Genomic DNA, 20,964 nt, shown 5'->3' with positions numbered 1-20,964 from the left:
GCGTGTCACGACCGAATTTCCCCGCCCACCCAACCTTCCCCCTTCCGTTCTGCCCCCCACCCCGATCACGAGTTCGCGCCATGTCCAGCGACCGACATCCCACCTTGTCCTGGTTCGCCAAAGCAACCCACCGGACACCCCGCCTGTTGGCGTTGTTGTTGATCTGCGTCGCCATCCATTGGCCCCAACATGCGGCGGCCGATGAGAAGCCGGCGGATTCGCCCCAGCGGTTGAACGTCTTGATGATTGCCGTCGACGACCTGCGACCCGAGCTGGCTTGTTACGGCGCGACGCATATCCACAGTCCCAACATTGACCGGCTGGCCAGATCGGGCATCCAGTTCAATCACGCGTATTGCCAAGTCGCCGTGTGTGGGGCATCGCGTGCCAGCTTGCTGAGCGGGTGTCGACCGGAAACCACCGACTGTTGGGACTTCAAAACGCCGCTGCGGTCCAAGATGCCGGACGTGCTGACGTTGCCACAACACTTCAAGAACAACGGTTACGAAACCTGTTTTTTGGGCAAGGTCTATCACAGCCGCAACGACGACGCGTCGTCTTGGACTTTGAAAGCGGACCGCTGGGCACCGGCCGATCCGACGAAGGGCAAAGGCTATGTGTCCACGCCGATGAACAAGCGGGTTCAACACCCGACAATCAAAAACCTGAAGCACGGCCCGGCAACCGAAAACGGCGGCGATGTTCCCGACGACGCTTACACCGATGGGCACAACGCCCAGCGTGCCGTGAAGCTGATCGAAAGGTTTGCCGACCATGACAAGCCGTTTTTCTTGGCCGTGGGTTTCGTCAAGCCGCACCTGCCCTTCAACGCCCCCGGCAAGTACTGGGACTTGTACGACCGCGACCAGATTCAAATTCCGCCGCGGGTCGATATCGTCGACAGCGTTCCGTATGGGCGCAGCACTTGGGGCGAACTGAAAAACTATCCCGACATCCCGCGAAACGTCGACACGTTGGATGATGAAACGACCAAGCGATTGATTCACGGCTATTACGCCGCGGTCAGCTACACCGATGCCCAGGTCGGCAAACTAATCGATGCACTGGAGAAAACCGGCCAGCGTGACAACACCGTCATCGTGCTGTGGGGTGACCACGGCTGGTACGTCGGTGACTATGGCGATTGGTGCAAGCACACCAATTACGAAGTCGCCACGCGTGTTCCGATGATCTTTTCGGCACCCCAGATTTCCGCCGATCACCAAACCAACGCGTTAGCGGAATTTGTGGACATCTACCCGACGCTTTGCCAACTGACCGGCATGGCGGTTCCCGAACACTGTCAGGGCGAATCATTGACGCCGGTCCTGATCGATCCCAATCGCGACGGAAAAGCGGCCGCGTTCAGCCAGTACCGTCGAAACAAGCCGGGCGTCGGATCGGTGCTGGGCACCAGCATTCGGACCGAACGTTTCCGTTACACCGAATGGCGTCGCGTCAAAGGAGACCAGTTGGAAGACATCGAATTGATCGATTTCCAAACCGATCCCGAAGCCACACGCAACGTGGCCGCCCAGCCACAATACCAGTCGTTCTTGCCCACCTTGCAGAAACTGTGTGCACAATCCAAAACGGGCGTCCCCCTGTGACGGCCGGGTGCTTGCCGGTCCGGGCCGGCCCCACGGCCTAATCTCACCAATGATCCCCACGTTGTGAACACCATGGATGCACTGAAAGACAAAATCGTCGCCGTCACCGGCGGTGGCACCGGTATCGGCGAAGGCATCGCGACCGCGTTGGCGGCCGCCGGTTGCCGCGTCACCATCGGCGGGCGACGGCTGGAAAAACTGCAGTCCGCGGCACAGTCGATGACCGGCCCGCATCCGGTGCGATGCCATGCGATTAACGTGGCCGACGCGGCCAGCATCGAAGCGTTCTTTGACGACGTCACGCAAAACGTTGGCGACGTCGACATCCTGGTCAACAGCGCGGGGATCAACATCCAAAACCGGACCATGGCGGAAATGGCGCCGGAGGACTGGGAACGTGTGCTGCAGATCAACGCGACCGGTGCGTATCGATGCATGCACCGTGTGTTGCCCGCGATGCGAAAGCGACGCGACGGCTTGATCGTGAACATCAGCAGCGTGGCGGGCAAACGTGCGATCAGCCTGGGCGGCGTGGTGTATTGTGCCAGCAAGTTCGCGATGACCGCGCTGGGCACCGCGGTGTCCAACGAAGTCCGCGAGGAAGGCGTGCGGATCACCAACGTTTATCCAGGCGAAGTGAACACGCCGATCTTGGAAAACCGTCCGGTCAAAGTCAGCGACGAACACAAGGCGTCGATCTTGCAGCCCGAGGACATCGCTTCGGTCGTGCTATCGATCTGTGCCTTGCCGCCACGCGCCAACGTGCCGGAAATCGTGATCAAGCCGACACGACAAGAGTGGGTCTGAGCGACCACGGATTACATGGCCGTCTTTCGCTCGGCGACCGTTGTGCTTGATAGCGCTGCTTTGGCGGCACAAAAGGCGGCGATAATCTGCGATGGATTAACGATTGGCCGTTAGGTTTGCTGGCCGGCGAACCGCAGTCCACGGACCAGCGATTGTTCAGCGTCGGCTTCGTTGATCTCCGTCGCCACTTCCATGTTGGACGTCCACTGTGGACGCATCCGCAAGTCGGCGACGGTCATCCCGCGGGTCAGTTCACCCTTGGTTTCCACGTCGACCGCCATCGGTTCCCACTGGAACAGTTCAGGTTCCAGCACCGACAACAACGCGGTGGGCGCGTACAGAGGAATCATTTCGCGGCCCAGATGATGGTGGGCGGCGCGAAAGGCGAACTGCAAAATCTGATGCAACAGCTGGCCGACACGTGTGTCGCGGCTCGGCAAACGTTCCAGCAATTCGACGCCGAAGCTGAATTCCTCGGTCACATCCAGCGGCACCATGCTTTTGGTCGTTGCCGAAGCAAAGATGTCCTTGGCCGCGGCCGGGTCAAAGAACATGTTGAACTCCGCGGCCACCGATGCATTACCCGATGTTTGGACCGCACCACCGCTGATGATGACCTTGTCGATCAAGGGCAACACCGCCGGGTCGCGACGGGCCAATCGGGCCAAATTTGTCAGCGGGCCCAAGCACAACAACGTGACTTCGTTTTTATGACGTCGAAATACGTCCGCCATGACTCGGTCGCCGTCGGGCAGGTGCTGACGGTTGGAACCACGCAGGTTCAATCCGCCCAATCCGTCGGCAGCATGCAACGCCGGGTTACCATCGACCGGTGCTTCGCTGGACGGTGCCAGTGCTTTGCCGACACGTGGATACCGGGGCGGATCCAAGGTTTCGATCAACGCCGTGACGTTGTTGGTCGCTTGATCCGAATCGACGGTTCCCGCCGTCGCCGTGATCGCCATGATGTCCAACCGCGGATCAAACAAAGCCATGCAAAGCGCGACGGCGTCGTCGATGCCCGGATCACAATCGATAAGAATCTTTCTTGCCATGCCGAAGTTTAACCCGAGGGCAGGATTCTGACGAGTCAGCAAGCAACCGCTTGTCGCCCGCGTTCTTGCTGATTGGTGGTGCCGTCTACTGCCGGGTCGCGACGACTTTCGGCGAGGAAGCGTCTCGTGAAAACGCCACCAACCGCCCCCGTTGCGGGTCGGCCACCCAAACGGCGTTTTCACCGGCGGCGATCCCGACCGGTCCGGCCAGGTCCTGTCCTTCGGCCCATGCGGTGACCGCACCGTCGCCGTCGACAGAAAAAACGCCACCCGCGTAAACGTCGGTCACCAACAACCGGTCGTCGGCAACGGCCAAGCCGGCGGGGAATTGGAACGTCCGCTGGTCCAGCACCGTCGTCACCGCCGGGTTTTCGACGATGCGGTCGGGGCGATCGACCGTCGGAACGCTGACGTCGATCAACTGAACCGACCGCTTGGCCGGACAAACAGCGGCCAACGTAGATTCGTCGCGAAACGCCAGGCCCCGTGCATTGACGCGGGCGAACCATTCGGGGGCACCGCCGTCGACCGGCATCCGCCAGATCGCCTGCGTTTCGGCATCAGCGACGAACAGCCATTGGCCGCCCGAATCGACCGCCAAAGACATCGGAATGCCGATTTTGCCGCCGGACAAAGGCTTCGGTTCCGCACCGGCGGCGGGAATGTGATAGACCTCGCGGGTCGCCGAATCACCCACAAGGATTCCGCCGCTCGGGTGCAACACGATGCAACGAGGCCGATTCAGCGGCTGGCGGAAACGCGGCGAACCTTCAGCAAACAGGGTGCGGTCGCCGGATTCAGACTTCCAGATCCCCGGCAACTCCAGGTCGACGATGTACAGCGTGTCATCGGTCGCGGCGTCGCCCGATTCGACGGCCACGGCGATCGGATACTTCATTGCCGCGGTGCCAGCGACCTGGCCGCCAGATTCCTGGCCGCCGGATTCCTTTTCACCGGTTGCCTGAGCGGTGTCGGCTTCGGCCCACAGCAACCCCAGCAGGCAGACACCCACCACCAGCCAACCTTCCCGGACCGCCCAAGCTTTCTGGCAAAGCGAGACCCCGCGGCACCACCAAAACGCCGGGCCTTCGCATCTTTCGCAAACCTCCGCGAAAGAAGGGCAGCGATGGAAAAGAGTAACGATTAGACCAACTTTTCTCATTAAATCGATTCTGCGGAGCCGATGAGGGGAACCAGGCAGTCGTCTTGGTAGGCCGGCGGTCCCGAACATTGCGGCGATCCCCCCGAACGCGAAACGTATTTTCCGTTTCGCCGGGCCCGATCGCCGCCGGATTCCGCCTGCCGGTGCTTGATGACAAACACATCCCCCTCCCCGACAGCCAAAAAGCCACAAAGCAACGTCATGATAACGCTTGGCCGATCATTACAGGATTCCCGCCGCTGGCGGATGACCGCGATCGTCACGTGCCTGATCGCGGTGGGCATTCTGCGTTGCCCGGCGGGCTCCGCCCAAGTGTCCACCCAGACGCCCAACAATCACCTGCGTTCGGGCTACCAAGCCCAGCCGCCGGGTCGCATTCAGTTCAACGCCAAACCGGCCGGATTGCCCCAGACTTCGGTGGCCCCCAAACGTCCGACCAGCAGCCGCGATTCCATGATCCGGATGGCGGCCGAAGGCCAGGTTCTGGCTGAGGTGCCGGCCGAGTCGCTTCGCGGAAATCTGGTCAACCGAAACGGCGGCAACGTTCAACAAGTTGGTTTTCTGGAAGACCACGGTCGGTGCGGACCGGTTTGCGATTGCGGCCACTGCGGCGTCGAACCGGGATGCGGGATGGAAGCGGTGATCGTCGAGCCCGCTTGTGGGATGGAACCAGTTTGCGGGATCGAAGCGGCTTGTGGCTGTGAACCGGTGTGTGGCATGGAACCGGCTTGTGGAATCGAACCCGGATGTGGAATGGAATACGGATACGGTTCGCTCGGCTGCACCGGCACGGTCGGTTGTGACTGTGGCGGCTGCGACGGCGGCGGCTGCGATTCCGTGGGGGGGCCGGCTGCGGTCCCGGTCTTCCTGCCGATCCTAAGAATCAACTGGTCACGCTTTCAATTCTTCGCCGGTTCGATGGCCTACAGCGGCCCGCTGAACTACGTCGACGCGGGACCGGCGGGCAGCCGAGTCCTGGACGGATCGGGCAGTTTCGGATTCCACCAAGGGGTCAACGAAGGCCGATCGCTTCGCCGTTGGCTGGGCGTCGATTTGGCCGCCCAACTGGGGCTGCGTGCCACCCAATCGAACCTGCGTGGCAGCGAGTTTTCCGACTCCAGCCGCAACCAAATCTTCCTGACCGGCGGCCTGTTTCGCCGGGTGGACTACGGCCTGCAATACGGGGCTGTGCTGGATTACCTGAATGACGACTGGTACTTCCAAGGCGACCTGCTGCAAATTCGCGGCGAAGTCAGCTGGCGGACCGGTCGCTGTCACGACTTCGGCGTCCGTTACACGGCGGCTTTGAACAGCAACATTTCTGACACCACCGTCTTGGACGATGACGGTCAATTCGTCACCGACTACGTGCAGTTCGAAGCGATCGACCAGTACCGTCTGTTCTATCGCCGGATCCTGTCCGGTGGCGGTGACGCGATGGGCTTTTTGGGCGGCACGGACGAAGGCAATTTCCTGATGGGATCGCACCTGAATCTGCCGCTGCGTGAAAAGCTGATGCTGGCGACCAGCACCACCTATGTGGTGGGTGAAGGCGCGAGCAACCAGCACCGCAACGAACACTGGAATTTGTCGATCGCACTGGTCTATCGGCCGGGCGGACCGAACGGTTGCGGACGCTATTGTCGCCCGCTGTTCGACGTCGCCGACAACGGCAGCTTCCTGGTGGAAAAGTGGTACTAGTCGTCCGGCCCGGCGACGCCACCAATCGCCGCCGGACGCGACCGTGGCGAGAAAACTTTTCGTAAAATTTCCGCTTGCCCGACAAAGCGGACACCTGGGCAACGAGACAAAGCAGGCTGCTCAATTCTTCAGCAAACGCCGTTCACCACACCTCTGGGTGGCTGCATAGCTAGCGTGCAACTTGGTGGCGGCATCGCTAAGTCGTTATGACAGCAAATGTTCGGCGATAGCATTTGAATGGGTCGGAGGATGGCGGCAAATCAATCGCACGCCCTCCCAGGATACCAGCAAGCACCGCCGGGGCCCGCCCGGGGACGTGCATGTCAAGGAATCCGACCGGAAATTTCGTTCGCTATGCCCTCATCATCGCCTTCGCACAACTCCGCCCCCGCCCGCCGCAACCTCAACGGCAAGAACGCCGTGGACGCCGAAGGCCGGCCGTTGCGATACGCCAGCGATCCGGATCCGGACAAGCCACAGCCTGAATCGGTACGCCTGAGTCTGGGGCCGATCGACACCGATTTGCCGATGGAAGAACGCCCCGGCGAAGCCCTACGTTTGGCCGCCGATGCGTTCAGCCAAACGGGGGACTGGGTGGTCCTGTTTCGCGAGCTGCTGGGGACCGAGGGCATCTGCCGAAAACTGTTCCCCCACCCGGATCAAATGCGGTACTTCGAAACGACCGATCCGTACATCGAAATCCAAGAAATGATTGCGGCGTTGCGGAGCCAGGAAGTGGGCAAGGGAGGGGCCAGTGAACCGGAGCGGATGATCACGATCCGCATCCCAAAATCACTTCACGAAGCTCTGCGGATGGAAGCCGACGAACAGAACCTGAGCATCAACAAGCTGTGCATCACCAAGCTGCTTCAACGGCTCGATGCCCGGCACGTTCCGCTGCAGCGCGGCCGCCGTCGTGGCCGACGCCCCGGCCCCCAAGCTCGAACCCAGAATCGCCAGCAAGCCGACACTCGGCGGCGGTCCAAAGAGCCGCAATTGACCCGCCACTCCACGGCCAAAGACGCTGCGCCGGAGACGCCGGAAAGTTTATCTTCGATCAACTTGCGTCCCCCCGCCTCTGGGGACTGGTCCCAGCGTGGCGGCGACGGCCAATAGGCCCGGCGCGGCGGCATCAACCACGAAATCGTGAACGCCAATCGCCGCGCGACTAACCCGGACGCGGCTCGGTGGCCCGGCAGCCCGCCCATCGGATCGACGCCGTGGCCGATTCCGGATCACGGTTTCGCTGAACCGTTCAATTGAATTTGAGCCGACGTGAATCGCCCGGCCGCGGGCCCCCGCGCGGCGTAGGTGCAACCGGTGCGATTCGCCCCCGCAAAGTTGCCGCATGCCGGGATTCATCGGAACGAAACGCGATTTTCGCCGGTCCGACATCTGGACACAGCGGGTATACTGATGAAACGTCGACCGCCCGATGTCGACGGCCCCGCCTGATCAGATCCCACCTCAAAAATCGCCTGCCTCCGATGCACCACGCCATCCAGACGCAAACGCGTCCGCCGCGATGCCATGCGCCGTTTCTGTCCGCAGCGACACGAGTCTTTCTCGCCATCGCCGGCCTGCTGTTGCCGCTGACTCTGGCCGCCCCATTCGCGGTTGCCCAAGAATCAGACGCCCCGCAGGAAGACGTCCAGGAATCGGACGTTGATCAAGAGAGTGCGGCGGAGTCTGAAAAATCATGGCTGGATCGATTTGACGTTGGCGGCTCCAACGTTACGGTCACGCCGGCCGAAAACCGCCAGCGCAGCTTGCCGTCGACCGACGCCGATGGCAATCCGATCGTCCGATTCAATTTCGATCGCGTGCCGTGGCGAGACGTCATTCGGTGGATCGCTGACGAAGCCGACCTGGCACTCCAGTTCGACGAGCTTCCCGCTGGCAGCTTCACTTACACCGATCCCAACACGTTCACGCACCGCCAGGCGATCGATCGCATCAACCTGTTTCTGCTGCCGCAGGGGTTCACGCTGGTCCAGAGCGGCCGGCTGCTGTCGGCGATCAATCTGGCCAACCCCCGCAGCGTTCAGCAACTGGAAGCCTTGGCCCCCCGTGTTCCCGCCGACGAATTGGCCGACCGACCGTCCTACGAAGTCGTCCGCTGCTTCCTGGCCCTGGGCGACCTGGAACCCGACGAAGCCCTGCAGGAACTGGGCCCATTGAATCTGATGATCGATCCGGCCGTGTTCGCCAAGACCAAACAACTGATGGTCACCGACACGGTTGCCAAGGTCACCAGCGCGAAATCGATCATTGATTCGTTCACGCCAGATTCGCTGGACAACGGCACAGTGATGAAGACGTTCGCGCTACAGAACGTGGACGCCGAAGACATTCTGGTTGTCGCTCGGCCGCACCTGGGCTTGGCGACCGGCGAAACGATCGGCATCGATGTCAGCCTGTCGTCCGATCCGACCGGGAAATTCATCTTTGCCACCGGCGTGGAAGACAAGGTGAAGGTGATCGAAAACTTGGTCGAATCGCTGGACCAGCCCGCAGCCACCTTCGGCGGATCCGACAGCGACGTTGAACTGCGCAGCCATCCGGTCGCCGGCGATGCCGAAATGGTTTACGACGTGCTGCAAACGATGCTGGCCGGCGAAACATTGCGGATGTCGGTCGACGAGAAATCCGACAGCATCATCGCGTTGGCCTCACCGCGGCTGCACGACCAAATCGCCGCGACCGTTGGGGAACTGCAGGGCAGCGAAGCCGGATTCGAAGTGGTGCCGCTGCAATCGGTCGACCCGATCTTTGCGATCAGCCTGATCGAAGAAATGCTGGCCTTGGATGACTTTGACGACGACGATCGTGACGCCGAGACACCCCCCAAAATCGACGCCGATCCCGGACACATGCGACTGTTCGTTCGCGGCACGCCCCGCCAAATCGAACAGATCAAACAAATCGTCGCCGGCTTGGATTCGGGCAGCCCCGACACCGGCGACGACGTGACGATTCTGCCGCTTAGCGGTCGCGCGGCTCTGGAATCCTTGGAAACCGCGGCCAAGTTCTGGCGTGAAGACAACCCCGTCGTCCTGTTCCCGTCCGGTCGCGGCGTGAAAACGTCACCAACGGAAAAGGCCATCGGCGACAAAGTCAAACCGGACGCCGCCGACCAGAAATCCGGCGTCGACGCGAACCTGACCGAAGAAGAACGCACGCTGATCAGTTTGACCGACGGTGCCGATGAAGGCGGTCCACGCCTGTTGACTGACAACCAGCGCAGCCAAGCGGCGATGATCCGATGCCAACTGATCTCTCGCGGGCTGTTGATCCAGTCCGACGACAGCGACGCGTTGGCGGAATTCAAACGACATCTGCAAAACATCGCCGGCCCCGCCGAATTGGCTCCTTCGCCGCCGATCATTTTCTATCTGTCGTACGCCAAGGCTAACGACGCCCTGCGGATGCTGGCCGAATTGCTTGACGGTGGCGAAGCGGCACGCGAAGGCCAAGCCGGCACGCTGGTCAACGGTTATGTGTCCGGCGGCGGGACTTATCTGGGCAGCATCGTGACGTCACGCGAAGGCACGATGACGATGATGGCCGGCAGCATCACCGTGGTCGCCGACCCACGACTGAATCGCTTGATCGCACAAGGCACCGCGGGCGACCTGACGCTGATCGAGTCCTATCTGAAAATCATCGACAAGGACAACAGCCTGACCGACAACAAGACCTACGGCGTCACGCGGGTCATCGAAGTCGTTCACGCCGATGTCAACGAAGTCGCCGCGGCCATTCGCGAAGCCTTTGCCGATCGCATCGCCGATTCCAAAGCATCGGTGGCCGCCGCCGGTGGCGGAGGCGATCCGCGACGCGAACAAGACCCGCGGCAACGCGACAACGACGATCGTGGCGATTCGAAAAGGCCCTCCGGCAAGAAACCCGGTGCGTCGGCCCCAGAAATCGCCGAACCCAAAATGACGGTCGCCGTCCACGAGCCCAGCCAGTCGCTGATCATCACGGCCCCCGATCAGTTGTTCGAACAAGTCCAAGCCCTGGTGGATCGACTGGACGCCAGCAGCGAGCAGACGGTCGAGGTGATGACGCCCAGCAACGCGGCGCTGCAAGCGATCCTGCAACCCGGGTTCTTCGGCGGCACCGTGACCGGCGGCACGTCCGGCAACAGCAGCTATCGCCGCAGCTCATCATCCTCCTCTTCTTCATCGTCCCGCTACCGTGGCAGCTACTCTCCCGGATACAACCGAGGGGGCCGCTAATGACGATGCGAACACCCTCTCCGTTTCGGACCACAGCTTCGACCACCGCACGCTCCGGTGCATCGCCACGTCACCACTGGACTGACATCCGGAACGCATGCGTGTCGGCTTTCGCCGTCTTGGCATTGTCATTCGCCGTGGCACCCAATGCGGCCAACGGACAAGCCGGATTCCGCGAAGCACTGGAAAAGCTGGACCGAGACGACAACGGCAAAATCGATCCGGACGAAATCACCGCACTGGCGCGGCCGTATCTGGAAAAGGTGTACGCCCAGCGGCGGCTTCCGATGAACAAGCCCCAGGACATCGAACGCATCCAAGAAGCATCGCGAATCTATCACGCCATTCAAAACGGTGTCGCCGGCGAACGCGTCCGACTGGACAGTGCCCCGCGGATTCGCGACTTCGAACCGGACGACGAACAGGAGATCGTCCCTGGGTTCGGGCTAGCCAAAATCAAGTACCCGTACACCCAAGACGACTTGGAAGAAGCCGACCAGACGCTGCGGCGATACGACCGCAACAATGACGGCTATATCGATCGTGGCGAGGCAAGGCGTGGCCGGTGGACGCATCGTGATCCGTTTGAAATGGATCTGAACTTGGATGACCGACTTAGCCGGTTGGAACTGAGCCAACGATACGCGCGACGCCGGTTGCTGAAAGACGATTCGGGCGAACTGATCCAACGCGCACGACGCGTCGGCTCGGGCGTCGAACCGGTCACCCGCAACCGTGATGACGATGATGATCGCGGGCAATGGTGGCGACGCGGCGGCAGCCGTTACTGGTTGACCGCCAGCATGCTGGGCCGTTTCGACAAGAACCGCAACGGACGGTTGGAAGCCCAAGAATCGACGGATTTGAATTTGCCGATCTCGCAAATCGATACCGACCGTGACGGCGATCTTTCGCGCGACGAACTGAATTTCTATTTGACGTCGCTGCAGGACGAAATCGGCGACGATGCCGAAGGCCTGCCGGGCTGGTTTTATGAACTGGACACCGACCGCGACGGCCAAGTTTCGATGCCGGAGTTCGCCGAAGATTGGACGCCGGACAAACTGACCGAGTTCACGCTGTTGGACGCCAATGCCGATGGCTTGTTGACGGCGATGGAAGTGTCGACGTCCAAGGCGATGATGGGCGGCGAATTTTCCAACGAGACCGCGGAAGTCCTGCCACCCAAACGCACGGTGATTTCCGAGATCGAGATCGACGAAGATTTGATCGTCGGCGACTTGAACGTCCAACTGTCGATCACGCACACCTTCGTCGGGCACCTGGACGCTTTCTTAACCGGTCCCGAAGGCCAACGCGTTGAACTGTTCACCGAGATCGGCGGCAGCGGCGACCACTTCGAAGAAACGATCTTCGACGACCAATCGGACCGTCCGATCACCAAGGCGCGGCCACCTTTCGAAGGTCGACACCTGACCGAAGCCAAGGCACGACGCCAGCCCGGTTTGGAACAATTCAACGGAACATCCGCCCGCGGTGTTTGGCAATTGGTGATTCGCGGCACTCGCAGCGATCGATTCGGCATGCTGCACCGCTGGGCGTTGATGATCCGTCCCCAGGAACAAATGGTCGGCGGCCTGGCCGATGCAACGCTTGTCGATGGCGAAGACGAACAGGATGAATCGGAAACGTCCGCTTTTTCTTTCGGCGGTAACCGAAGCGACGCCGACGACGCAAAGGGCGACCCCGCCCGTTCGATCGTCCGCGAAGGCTGGCCCGGTGGCGATGTGAAACAAGCCAAATCGGTCCCCTCCGCGTGGGACCGTGACACCGTGGATCGCTATCGCCAGTGGGCCGAAAAACAAAAGGCGTCCGGCCAACCCATCACTGCGGAATCGAAACGCCAATGGCTGGAATCCGCCAAGTCCGACGCGAACTCGCGTAGCGGATATAAAGGGAACTCCGACGGCGATGACGATCGCTGATCCGGAATCGGCCTCGGCCTGATCACCGGTTCAGCGCCGTGATCGTTTATCGTGGTTGCGGATTCGTTCCCGGTTCTGTTGTCCGATTGCCGTTGGCTCGCTCTCTGTTCCCGCCTTCGGATTCCTGGCATCCGCCATGCTTCGCCGGGCGCGATGACTGACAGCAAACAAGGGGCGGCCGAACCATCACAGGCGCGACGTGAACCAAGACGTCGCGTCCCTTCCGATTCATCCCGCCTTACAAACCCCTGAGACGCCGCCATGCGTTTTCTGTTCGCTGCGATCTGTATCGCTATCCCGCTGCTAATTGATTCGGCCCAAGTCCCCGCCGCCGACCGACCCAACGTGGTTGTGTTTCTGGTCGACGACATGGGAATGATGGACACATCGGTTCCTTTCATTACCGATGGCCAGGGTAACCCGGTTCGCCAGCCGTTGAACGAATACTATCGCACGCCGTCGATGCAACGTTTGGCCGAACAAGGCATTCGGTTGAACAACTTTTACGCAATGAGCGTCTGTTCGCCGACACGCATCAGCATCATGACCGGTCAAAACGCGGCACGCCATCGCGCGACCAACTGGATCAATCCGCAAGTTGACAACCGCGGAACCTATGGGGCACCGGAATGGAACTGGGCCGGTTTGACCGGCGACGATGTAACCCTGCCGGGCGTGATGCGTGCGGCCGGCTATCGCACGATCCATGTCGGCAAAGGCCACTTCGGTCCCGAAGAACACGTCGGTGCCGAACCGCTAAACCTGGGCTTCGACGTCAACTTGGCCGGCGCCGCCTTTGGTGCCCCCGGCAGCTACTACGGCGAAAAGAACTATGCGCGTGGCCCCGATGGCCGCCACCATGCCGTCCCGCACTTGGACCAGTATCACGGCACCGACACGTTTCTCAGCGAAGCGTTGACGATCGAAGCCAAAAAGATCATCAGCGACACGGTTGAATCGGGCGAACCGTTCTTTTTGTACTTCGCCCATTACGCGGTGCATGCCCCCTTCGAATCCGACCCGCGTTTCGCAGACCACTACATCGATTCGGGTAAACCCAAAAACGCACAAGCCTTTGCGACCCTGATCGAAGGCATGGATAAATCACTGGGCGACATGATGGACCACTTCGCCGAACTTGGCATTGGCGAAAACACGCTGATCGTGTTCCTGGGTGACAACGGCAGCGACGCGCCGCTGGGGCATCAACACGAAGTCGCCTGTGCCGCGCCGCTGCGTGGAAAGAAAGGGGCCCACTACGAAGGCGGCATGCGAGTGCCCTTCATCGCATCTTGGTGCACGCCCGACGCCGACAACCCGCTACAGCAATCACTGCCGATTCCCCCTGACACGATCTCACCACAGATCGCCAACGTCACCGATCTGTTTCCGACCGTATTGCAGGCCGCGGGGATCGATCCGCCCGCCGAACACACGGTCGACGGGCAACCGCTGCAGACCATCCTGACCGGCAAACAAGACCCGAATCACTCGCAACAGTTCCTGATGCACTATCCGCACGGCGTGCACCGCAGCAATTACTTCACCGTGCTTCGTGACGGCGACTGGAAAGCAATCTATCACGCACTGCCCGGTGAACCATCCAAGGGCAAGCTTTCGCAATCCAACGGCCAGCATTACCAGTTGTTCAACCTGGCGTCGGATCCGTACGAACAAAACGATTTGTCCAAAGCAAAGCCAAATGTTCTGCGCCGCATGATCGCGCAAATGCAACAACAACTCGAAAGCCACAACGCCGTCTATCCGATCGACGATGACGGCAATCCGCTTCCACCTCAGTTGCCCTAGTCATTCCGGGCCACAGCCATCTTGATCAACATCTAATCACGGCTCGCTTGGCCCGCTGCCCTGTCAACGCATCCCCCACGATCGAAATCGAATGAACGCAAACAATCACGCTGCGATCGGCCGCTGTTTTGTCATCGCAACGATGCTGGCTGTGGGGCTGGCGTTTGCCCACCCGAACACCGCCGACGCCGCCAAGGCCAACGTCGTCATGCTGTTGGCCGATGATTTGGGATACCGCGACGTCGGATGCTACGACGGTCCGGTCCAGACACCCAACATCGATTCGCTGGCCGCCGGCGGCGCCAGGTTTACCGATTTCTATTCCGGTTGCGCCGTTTGTTCGCCTTCACGAGCGACACTGATGACCGGGCGTCACCACATCCGCGCCGGTGTTTACAGTTGGATCCAAGACGAACAGCAAAAGTCTCATCTGCTGCTTCGTGAAATCACCCTGGCCGAAGTTCTCAAGTCGGCCGGCTATGCCACGGCCCACATCGGAAAATGGCACCTCGGATTGCCCAGTGAAAATCATGACAAACCCACGCCCGACCAGCACGGGTTCGACCATTGGTTTGCCACTTGGAACAACGCCAGTCCCAGCCACCGCAATCCGGACAACTTCATTCGCAACGGGAAACCGGTCGGAAAGCTGGACGGCTATTCCTGCCAACTGGTGGCGGACGAAGCGATCGGCTGGATGAAGCAGCACGTCGAAACAAACGTCGACCAACCATTTTTTGTGAACGTTTGGTTTCACGAACCCCACGCCCCGATCGCGGCACCCAAGGATCGCACCACCAAGTACGGCAAGCCGGACGACAAAGGTGCAATCTATTCCGGCACGATCGACAACACCGACGATGCCATCGGCCGATTACTGCGCACCATCGATCAACTGGGGATTCGGGAAGACACGTTGATCATCTATGCATCCGATAACGGCAGCTATCGCACCGATCGGGTCGGCAATCTGCGTGGACGTAAAGGCGTCAACTGGGAAGGCGGCATCCGCGTGCCGGGCATTTTTCATTGGCCCGGTCGAATCGCCCCGCAGCAAGTCTTGACCGATCCCGCCGGACTGGTCGATGTCCTGCCGACCGTTTGCGGGTTACTGGAATTGGAAAAGCCGTCGGTGCATTTGGACGGCAGTGACTTGTCACCACTGTTGGTCAACCGTGCGGATGCATTTGTCCGTCACCAGCCGTTGTTTTGGCACCTGCAAAGATCCAGCCCGATCGTCGCAATGCGTGACGGCAATTTTTCGCTGGTCGCATCGCGGGACTATGAAATGTCCACCCATAACCTGTTCCAAGAAGCTTGGATCCCGCGGATCAAAGAAGGCGGTTATCGTGATTTCGAATTGTATGATCTGTTCAACGATCCAGGACAAACCACCAACGTGGCAAAGCAATATCCTGATGTCTTCAATCGCATGAAGCAGAGATTATTGGAGATCAACGCGAGCATCATGAAAGACGCCACCGATTGGCATCTTCGCTAGCGGTACAATTGAATCGCTCCGCGTCTGTCAAGCATCTCTCAATCGCCCGCGAATGCTTGTGTCCAGGCTCCGTCGCGCCGCCGAAATCAGGTCAGCACCAAGCGTTCTTACGTTGGTTGGACTGGTTTCTGCCCAACATGACACTGTGGTCAGCGAATCCATAAAGGGGGTCAGGCGTGAATGGCACTTAATCCACCTAAGTCTCATGCCTCACCGGGTTTGTAGTCGCGTCGTGGCTTCTGCATCAGCTTGTAGCCTTTCGCTCGTCGCTTCAGCACGCGCGGCTCGTAGCGATCGGGACGATTGCCGACAATCTGTCGCCTGCAACTCTGAAACAGCACTTCGCACAGCTCGTCGACGTTGCTGATCACGTTCAGCGTCGGGAGCAGTTCGACCAGCGTTGACATCGTTCCTTTGAAGCTGACTTGCCACGGTTGCAGCTTACCCGACATCGCCGCGTCACACATCACTTGTCGAATCAAGTTGTATGCCAACATGTGCGCACGAAGTTCGTTCCGTACACGATGCGGACGCTTGCACCGGAGATGATCCATTTGCATGATCGTTTTCAAACTGCGCAGGTGCAGTTCCGCTTGCCAACGCCGACGAAACAGTGCCGAGATATCGTCTTTGCTGTAATCACGATCATCAAGCAGCGAGGTGTGGACGATGATCTCGCGAGTCCGAAAGCCTTGATTGTCGACTCGTATTTTGATCTCACGGATCGTGATAAAGTCAGGATACTCGGCGTACTCCCGATCGCTCATCCAGTCGGGCCGCGAAGGCTTATCCAAGTGGATCGTGTGATCGTCTTGGCCGTAACGGATACCGGTTCGAAAATCACTCTTGCGAAGTTGGTGTTTGCGGACGACCACATGGGCACCACGGGACATCAATCGAGCCATGTCGAACCAACTCGAATAGGCCCGATCAGCCAGGAAAACGTCGTCTTCTTGTATGATCTGGTCGACTTCGCGAAACAAGCTCACTTCCGCTGTTAGCTTGCCTCGATACTTGCCCATCGCCGTTTCGAGCACCACGCCGGTGGACAACGCAAAGAGCACAACGACCCGCATGATCGGGAAACCGCAACCGACCGCTTGGCCGCGTTGCTGAGGATACTCGGCTTGGTTTTCGGGCGTGTCGGCCATCGTGATCGTCGTGCCGTCCCCAGTGACGACTCGGTGACCGAGCCACAGCCAATCGTCAGGTGCTTGATCGTCGATATCCTGGCCGACCTTGGTGACCAGTCGGTGCATGGCCGATTCGTCCAGCTTGTCGCGCGCGATGCAATACATTCCGGTCTTGCTGCTGCAGCGTCCGAGTCCGCGGGCGCAGCGATAATGTATGAGCTTCGCGACGGCCGAGACGCAGCCATGGTCGACCGAGAGGACTTGCGAGAGAAACACCCACAGCGTGACGGCTGTTGTATAAATTCTGGCCGAATCAAGAATGCCGGTTGCTTCGCCAAATGCCGATGCGATAGTCTTTCGATCCAGCAGCGAAGCGAAATAGAGATCACCGGACTGGCGTGCGACGATCAGCCGCCGACGGAACGAACTGAGTTCGGATTGAAACACGGGGGGCTTCCTTGCTGCGTGTGTTTAGGTCGTTAGATAACCAAACTCATCGCAAGTGAAGCCCCCTGCTGTCAATCGACGCTAAGTGCAGACATCACAAGACTTTGCCGTGGATTAAGTGCCATTCACCTCCGCCCCCTTTGAGCGTTCCGTCTGATATCTCCCAACTCTGATGAAGATCAGGAAGGTTTAAGTTAAACAATTCGTTGACTGGAATATGCAATTCATACCTTGTGTCCTCCCAGTCATACTCGACTGCAACCTCTGGACAACACCACCGATCCTTCGGCAGCTCACCTGCGTCCGCTTCAGACACAAGTAAATCCTTGAGACGGGAACGAGCCAACCGCTCTTCAAAATCGCCGTTCCAAAGTTCATGTGACGGGATCAATGGATACCACCTGCCGCGAGAACATTTAAATCTTCCAAGCGGACAGTCAATTATCATTCCATAGGAATCGTCGAACGCAGGAATTTGTGTATCGTCCCACGAAAGAACAGGAGCGTCAATTATTGTTGCGTTTATTCCATGAACAACAGCCTCATAACGCCATTTAAACAACTCAACGGAAATCGTGCGTTGTCTAAAAGACTGAACAAACCTGCTCGCCGAGGAAACAAATGCCATCAAGACCGCAAAGATCGAAACGACAAATAAGAGCTCCCGGACAGATATTCGTTTTGCCATGGCGAAACAAGGGCTAGAGCTTACCACACTAGAACGGGCAAATGAAAAACCTAACCCGTATTTTCATGCTCTCGCATGATGCCTGCAAAAATGGGTCATCCATATGCTCTGTAAAGCAGTTTACTTCGGCTGCGGATCTACATAGATCGCCGTTGCAATCGGTAAGTCCACAGAGTTCACCAATGACTTCGGGGTAGTCTGCCAAGCAGCAATCGTGTGCCTCACACGCTGCATCGAGTGCATCAACCGGCTCAGGATTCACTAGTGATGGTGTCTTTGTGCCATCCGCGTTTCGCTGACAGATTGCCCTGCGCTTCGGTCCACAAAAGTGACCATGTCCTCCGGGTTTTGCGGGAGGTGGCGGCCGTCTCGGTCTTCGAATTGGGCGTGGAGTTCTTGGCCGATCCGGAAAAATGATAATCGGGAAATCGTATGGCTCGTCAGCGGAAGGACTATCGTCATGCGGGAAGACTGGTCCGGTGACAATCTCTGTACCTGATGGATCCAACCAATGTATCGAGTGGTATGTGGAATATAGGTTTTCGCCGTCCACGTACCCAATAGGATCTCTGGAGCAGAACCGTCCAGCTTTCGCGTTGTACATCCGGGCCCGATAGTGGTACAGGCCGAGTTCTTCATCCCACTCCCGCCCCGTGTAAGTATAGCGGTTACTTTGCGCGGAAGATGTGCGTACCGCTCCGGTAGCGCTCATTATCGTCAGTGAACCGTACGCGTCATAGGCGTAACGCTCAACGATCGAGCCGCTCGAATCCGTCAGTGCGTTGATCGAGTACTGTTGATTCCGATGAAAGTATTTCGTGCCGCCGGTTCCGGTTCGCATCACCGGTTCATCGATGTACGCTCCCCATATGTACCTATACTTGGGGCTCGAGGCCACAGATCCGCCGACGTAGTCCGCGATTGTCTGCTGCCCATTTTGTACGAAAACTACCGAAGTCGTCTGGTCGACGATGAAGGTGCCGTTGTCCTTATCGTAATGCTGAACGCGCTGTATGCGACTCACTCGACGGCCCAAGGCATCGAACTGATACTCGATATCGTAGTCAACTTCGATTTCCTCCCCGTCTCGCCCAGATTCTTCGTATCTGTAGTTCGCTCCCTGCATACGATTATCGAAATCCCAGTTCAATGTTACGGTTTGATCGCCGGCGTGAAGCACTTGCGGAATCTTGGTGACGTTACCCTTGGCATCATGTGACACACTACTCGAACTGGCGGTCAGTAGTTCGTGGCCCGGTCCATGTGTTCGAGTCTGGGAAGCTCCGTTCTCGGTGAAGCTGTCCCAATCGCCAACAAGCGATAAACTCCAGGATTGGTTTAGTCCGCCGGTTCGGTTCCAAATCTTTAGACGGTCTTCGTCGTCGTAGCCCGACGGAGGTACAGCAAACCCATAACCACTCAAAATGCCACCAATCGTTTCCGCCGTTTTGTTCTTATTGTCGTCCCAATTGTAGGTTAGGTTGCCAATCGGAGCACCTGAGTAGCTGATCGACACCAGGGTGTTGTCGTTGTTGTAGGAACGGGTCTCGCTAACTCCGTTATTGTAGCTGCTGGTCAGCATCCGGCCACCGTTGTCGTATGTTCGCGTATTTACCGTTGTCGCGCCCACTGCAACCGTGGCCAATTGGCCACGGTTGGTATAGCCGCGATCGACCACGGTCCCGTCCGGGTAGGTCAACTCGGACACTTGCCCGGAATCGTCGTACTCCGTCGTGGTCGTGTAGGTCACTCCCCCGATCGCGATCGCTTCGGTCGACTTACGTCCGGCATCGTCATAGGTATAGGTTACCGTATTAGCGTAACGACCACTGACGGCTGTCAACATTCGGCCCGCGTTGTCGTGCGTGAAGGTGTCTGTATCGGCGACCGTGCCCGATGGACTGTTTACCCGCGTGCGGTATTGGCGCGAGGTAAGTCGACCGGGTAGGTCGTAGTTGAAAGTGACAGTATCGCCCAGCTGATCTTGTCGACGAAGCACTCGGCCGGCTTCGTCGTAGACGAACGAGACGATGCCGTAGGTAATGCTTCCCGGAGATCCACCCGTGTGATCGGGGTATCGCTCGGTCAGTTTGTTGCCCGCATCGTCGTAAGTGTAGCTGGTCGTTTGGTTCTGAGCATCGGTCAGGCTTTGCAGTTGACCGGTTGGTGTGTAGGCGAACACCGTGATGCCAGAGAGCCGATCGGTTTGCTGGATCTGGCGGCCCCGGGCATCAAACAGGTAGCTGGTGATCTTGCCCTTAGCGTCGGTGCTGGTGATCTTGTTGCCGGCGGCATCGTAGCTGCTGCTGGTCGCATCGCCCGCGGTATCAGTACAGGTCAGGTCGCGGCCTAGCGCGTCATAGGTGCAGTCTTGGCCCAAGTTGTTGGGGTCACGGACCGACAGCTGGTTGCCGGCGGCGTCGTAGGTGTACGACGTGATCTTGCCGAGTGCATCAACGGATTGGATCGTCCGGCCCGCACCATCGGTGTAAGTTTTACGGACGTTGCCCAGGGCGTTGACGCTGCGGGTCTCATGTACCGTGCCGTAACCGGAGAGGTTGGCGGTGTTGCCATGCACGCTGCAGGACCAACTGATCAGTTGATTGGAGCTGTCCAGCGTTCCCGACCTCACGCTGCGCCCCGACGCATCGCTGATCGCGAATTGAACTTCTCCTTCTTCGTTGATCGAGACGCGGGCCGAACCTGGCGCATCACTGTCGAAGCTGACTCCCGCCCCACCGGCGGACTCGGCCGAAGCGAGCTTGGTCAAGGCACTTTGAAGGTTGATCGATGCCGAGCCGACGAGCGGCGAGAGGCCGCCGCTGCTGTCCAGTCCCGAACGACGCCTTAAGGGGACGGGG

Annotated in this window: 13 protein-coding genes; 8 read left to right on the top strand and 5 right to left on the bottom strand. The window is 59.2% G+C overall.

The features are described 5' to 3' along the window. Window positions 1–80: 80 nt before the first annotated feature. On the top strand, window positions 81–1,610 hold the full coding sequence (locus Mal65_RS10310) for a sulfatase (RefSeq protein ID WP_145296864.1): 1,530 nt from the start codon (window positions 81–83) through the stop codon (window positions 1,608–1,610). A gap of 72 nt (window positions 1,611–1,682) precedes the next feature. Then, on the top strand, window positions 1,683–2,417 hold the full coding sequence (locus tag Mal65_RS10305) for an SDR family oxidoreductase (RefSeq protein WP_145304824.1): 735 nt from the start codon (window positions 1,683–1,685) through the stop codon (window positions 2,415–2,417). A gap of 110 nt (window positions 2,418–2,527) precedes the next feature. Here the strand turns inward: Mal65_RS10305 and Mal65_RS10300 are convergent, their stop codons facing one another. After that, window positions 2,528–3,472 carry a nucleoside hydrolase gene (locus Mal65_RS10300; protein WP_145296862.1) on the bottom strand — a complete coding sequence of 315 codons (945 nt, stop codon included), beginning with the start codon at window positions 3,470–3,472 and terminating at the stop codon, window positions 2,528–2,530. An 85-nt stretch (window positions 3,473–3,557) separates the two neighbouring features. After that, the gene (locus tag Mal65_RS10295) at window positions 3,558–4,484 is read right to left on the bottom strand and encodes an NHL repeat-containing protein (protein WP_145296859.1); all 927 of its coding nucleotides are present in this window, start codon (window positions 4,482–4,484) and stop codon (window positions 3,558–3,560) included. A 351-nt stretch (window positions 4,485–4,835) separates the two neighbouring features. Between Mal65_RS10295 and Mal65_RS10290 the strand changes: the two genes are divergently transcribed. The 6 genes from Mal65_RS10290 (at window position 4,836) to Mal65_RS10265 (ending at window position 15,835) form a co-directional block, all read left to right on the top strand. Next, window positions 4,836–6,335 (top strand): DUF6666 family protein, encoded by a 1,500-nt coding sequence (locus tag Mal65_RS10290; RefSeq protein WP_145296857.1) that lies wholly within the window; start codon window positions 4,836–4,838, stop codon window positions 6,333–6,335. Between the two features lie 354 nt (window positions 6,336–6,689). Next, the gene (locus Mal65_RS10285; protein WP_165701187.1) at window positions 6,690–7,451 is read left to right on the top strand and encodes a toxin-antitoxin system HicB family antitoxin; all 762 of its coding nucleotides are present in this window, start codon (window positions 6,690–6,692) and stop codon (window positions 7,449–7,451) included. A 371-nt stretch (window positions 7,452–7,822) separates the two neighbouring features. Then, window positions 7,823–10,579 (top strand): secretin N-terminal domain-containing protein, encoded by a 2,757-nt coding sequence (locus tag Mal65_RS10280; RefSeq protein WP_145296851.1) that lies wholly within the window; start codon window positions 7,823–7,825, stop codon window positions 10,577–10,579. A gap of 101 nt (window positions 10,580–10,680) precedes the next feature. After that, entirely contained in the window at window positions 10,681–12,525 is a 1,845-nt protein-coding gene (locus Mal65_RS10275) for a proprotein convertase P-domain-containing protein (protein ID WP_196784743.1), read from the top strand. Between the two features lie 261 nt (window positions 12,526–12,786). Next, complete coding sequence (locus Mal65_RS10270) at window positions 12,787–14,334, top strand: sulfatase-like hydrolase/transferase (protein WP_145296845.1); 1,548 nt, start codon at window positions 12,787–12,789, stop codon at window positions 14,332–14,334. 91 nt (window positions 14,335–14,425) lie between these two features. Next, the gene (locus Mal65_RS10265; protein WP_196784742.1) at window positions 14,426–15,835 is read left to right on the top strand and encodes a sulfatase-like hydrolase/transferase; all 1,410 of its coding nucleotides are present in this window, start codon (window positions 14,426–14,428) and stop codon (window positions 15,833–15,835) included. Between the two features lie 203 nt (window positions 15,836–16,038). Here the strand turns inward: Mal65_RS10265 and Mal65_RS10260 are convergent, their stop codons facing one another. From Mal65_RS10260 to Mal65_RS10250, 3 genes are all read right to left on the bottom strand, one after another. After that, window positions 16,039–17,415 carry an IS4 family transposase gene (locus Mal65_RS10260; RefSeq protein WP_145296842.1) on the bottom strand — a complete coding sequence of 459 codons (1,377 nt, stop codon included), beginning with the start codon at window positions 17,413–17,415 and terminating at the stop codon, window positions 16,039–16,041. Window positions 17,416–17,509: 94 nt separating this feature from the next. Then, window positions 17,510–18,103, bottom strand: a complete 594-nt coding sequence (locus tag Mal65_RS10255; protein WP_165701186.1) for a pilus assembly FimT family protein — start codon at window positions 18,101–18,103, stop codon at window positions 17,510–17,512. A 28-nt stretch (window positions 18,104–18,131) separates the two neighbouring features. Next, window positions 18,132–20,873, bottom strand: coding sequence for an RHS repeat-associated core domain-containing protein (locus Mal65_RS10250; protein ID WP_145296836.1), 2,742 nt, complete (start codon window positions 20,871–20,873; stop codon window positions 18,132–18,134). Between the last annotated feature and the right edge of the window lie 91 nt (window positions 20,874–20,964).

This window comes from Crateriforma conspicua, assembly GCF_007752935.1.
In the GTDB taxonomy this organism is placed as follows: domain Bacteria; phylum Planctomycetota; class Planctomycetia; order Pirellulales; family Pirellulaceae; genus Crateriforma; species Crateriforma conspicua.
The sequence above is the reverse complement of the archived record's forward strand: the minus strand, read 5'-3'. Positions and strand labels throughout refer to the sequence as shown.

Coding starts and splice junctions, on each gene's coding strand:
- Mal65_RS10310 (WP_145296864.1), top strand. CDS start 81: ATGTCCAGCGACCGACATCCCACCTTGTCCTGGTTCGCCAAAGCAACC.
- Mal65_RS10305 (WP_145304824.1), top strand. CDS start 1,683: ATGGATGCACTGAAAGACAAAATCGTCGCCGTCACCGGCGGTGGCACC.
- Mal65_RS10300 (WP_145296862.1), bottom strand. CDS start 3,472: ATGGCAAGAAAGATTCTTATCGATTGTGATCCGGGCATCGACGACGCC.
- Mal65_RS10290 (WP_145296857.1), top strand. CDS start 4,836: ATGATAACGCTTGGCCGATCATTACAGGATTCCCGCCGCTGGCGGATG.
- Mal65_RS10285 (WP_165701187.1), top strand. CDS start 6,690: ATGCCCTCATCATCGCCTTCGCACAACTCCGCCCCCGCCCGCCGCAAC.
- Mal65_RS10280 (WP_145296851.1), top strand. CDS start 7,823: ATGCACCACGCCATCCAGACGCAAACGCGTCCGCCGCGATGCCATGCG.
- Mal65_RS10270 (WP_145296845.1), top strand. CDS start 12,787: ATGCGTTTTCTGTTCGCTGCGATCTGTATCGCTATCCCGCTGCTAATT.
- Mal65_RS10265 (WP_196784742.1), top strand. CDS start 14,426: ATGAACGCAAACAATCACGCTGCGATCGGCCGCTGTTTTGTCATCGCA.
- Mal65_RS10255 (WP_165701186.1), bottom strand. CDS start 18,103: ATGGCAAAACGAATATCTGTCCGGGAGCTCTTATTTGTCGTTTCGATC.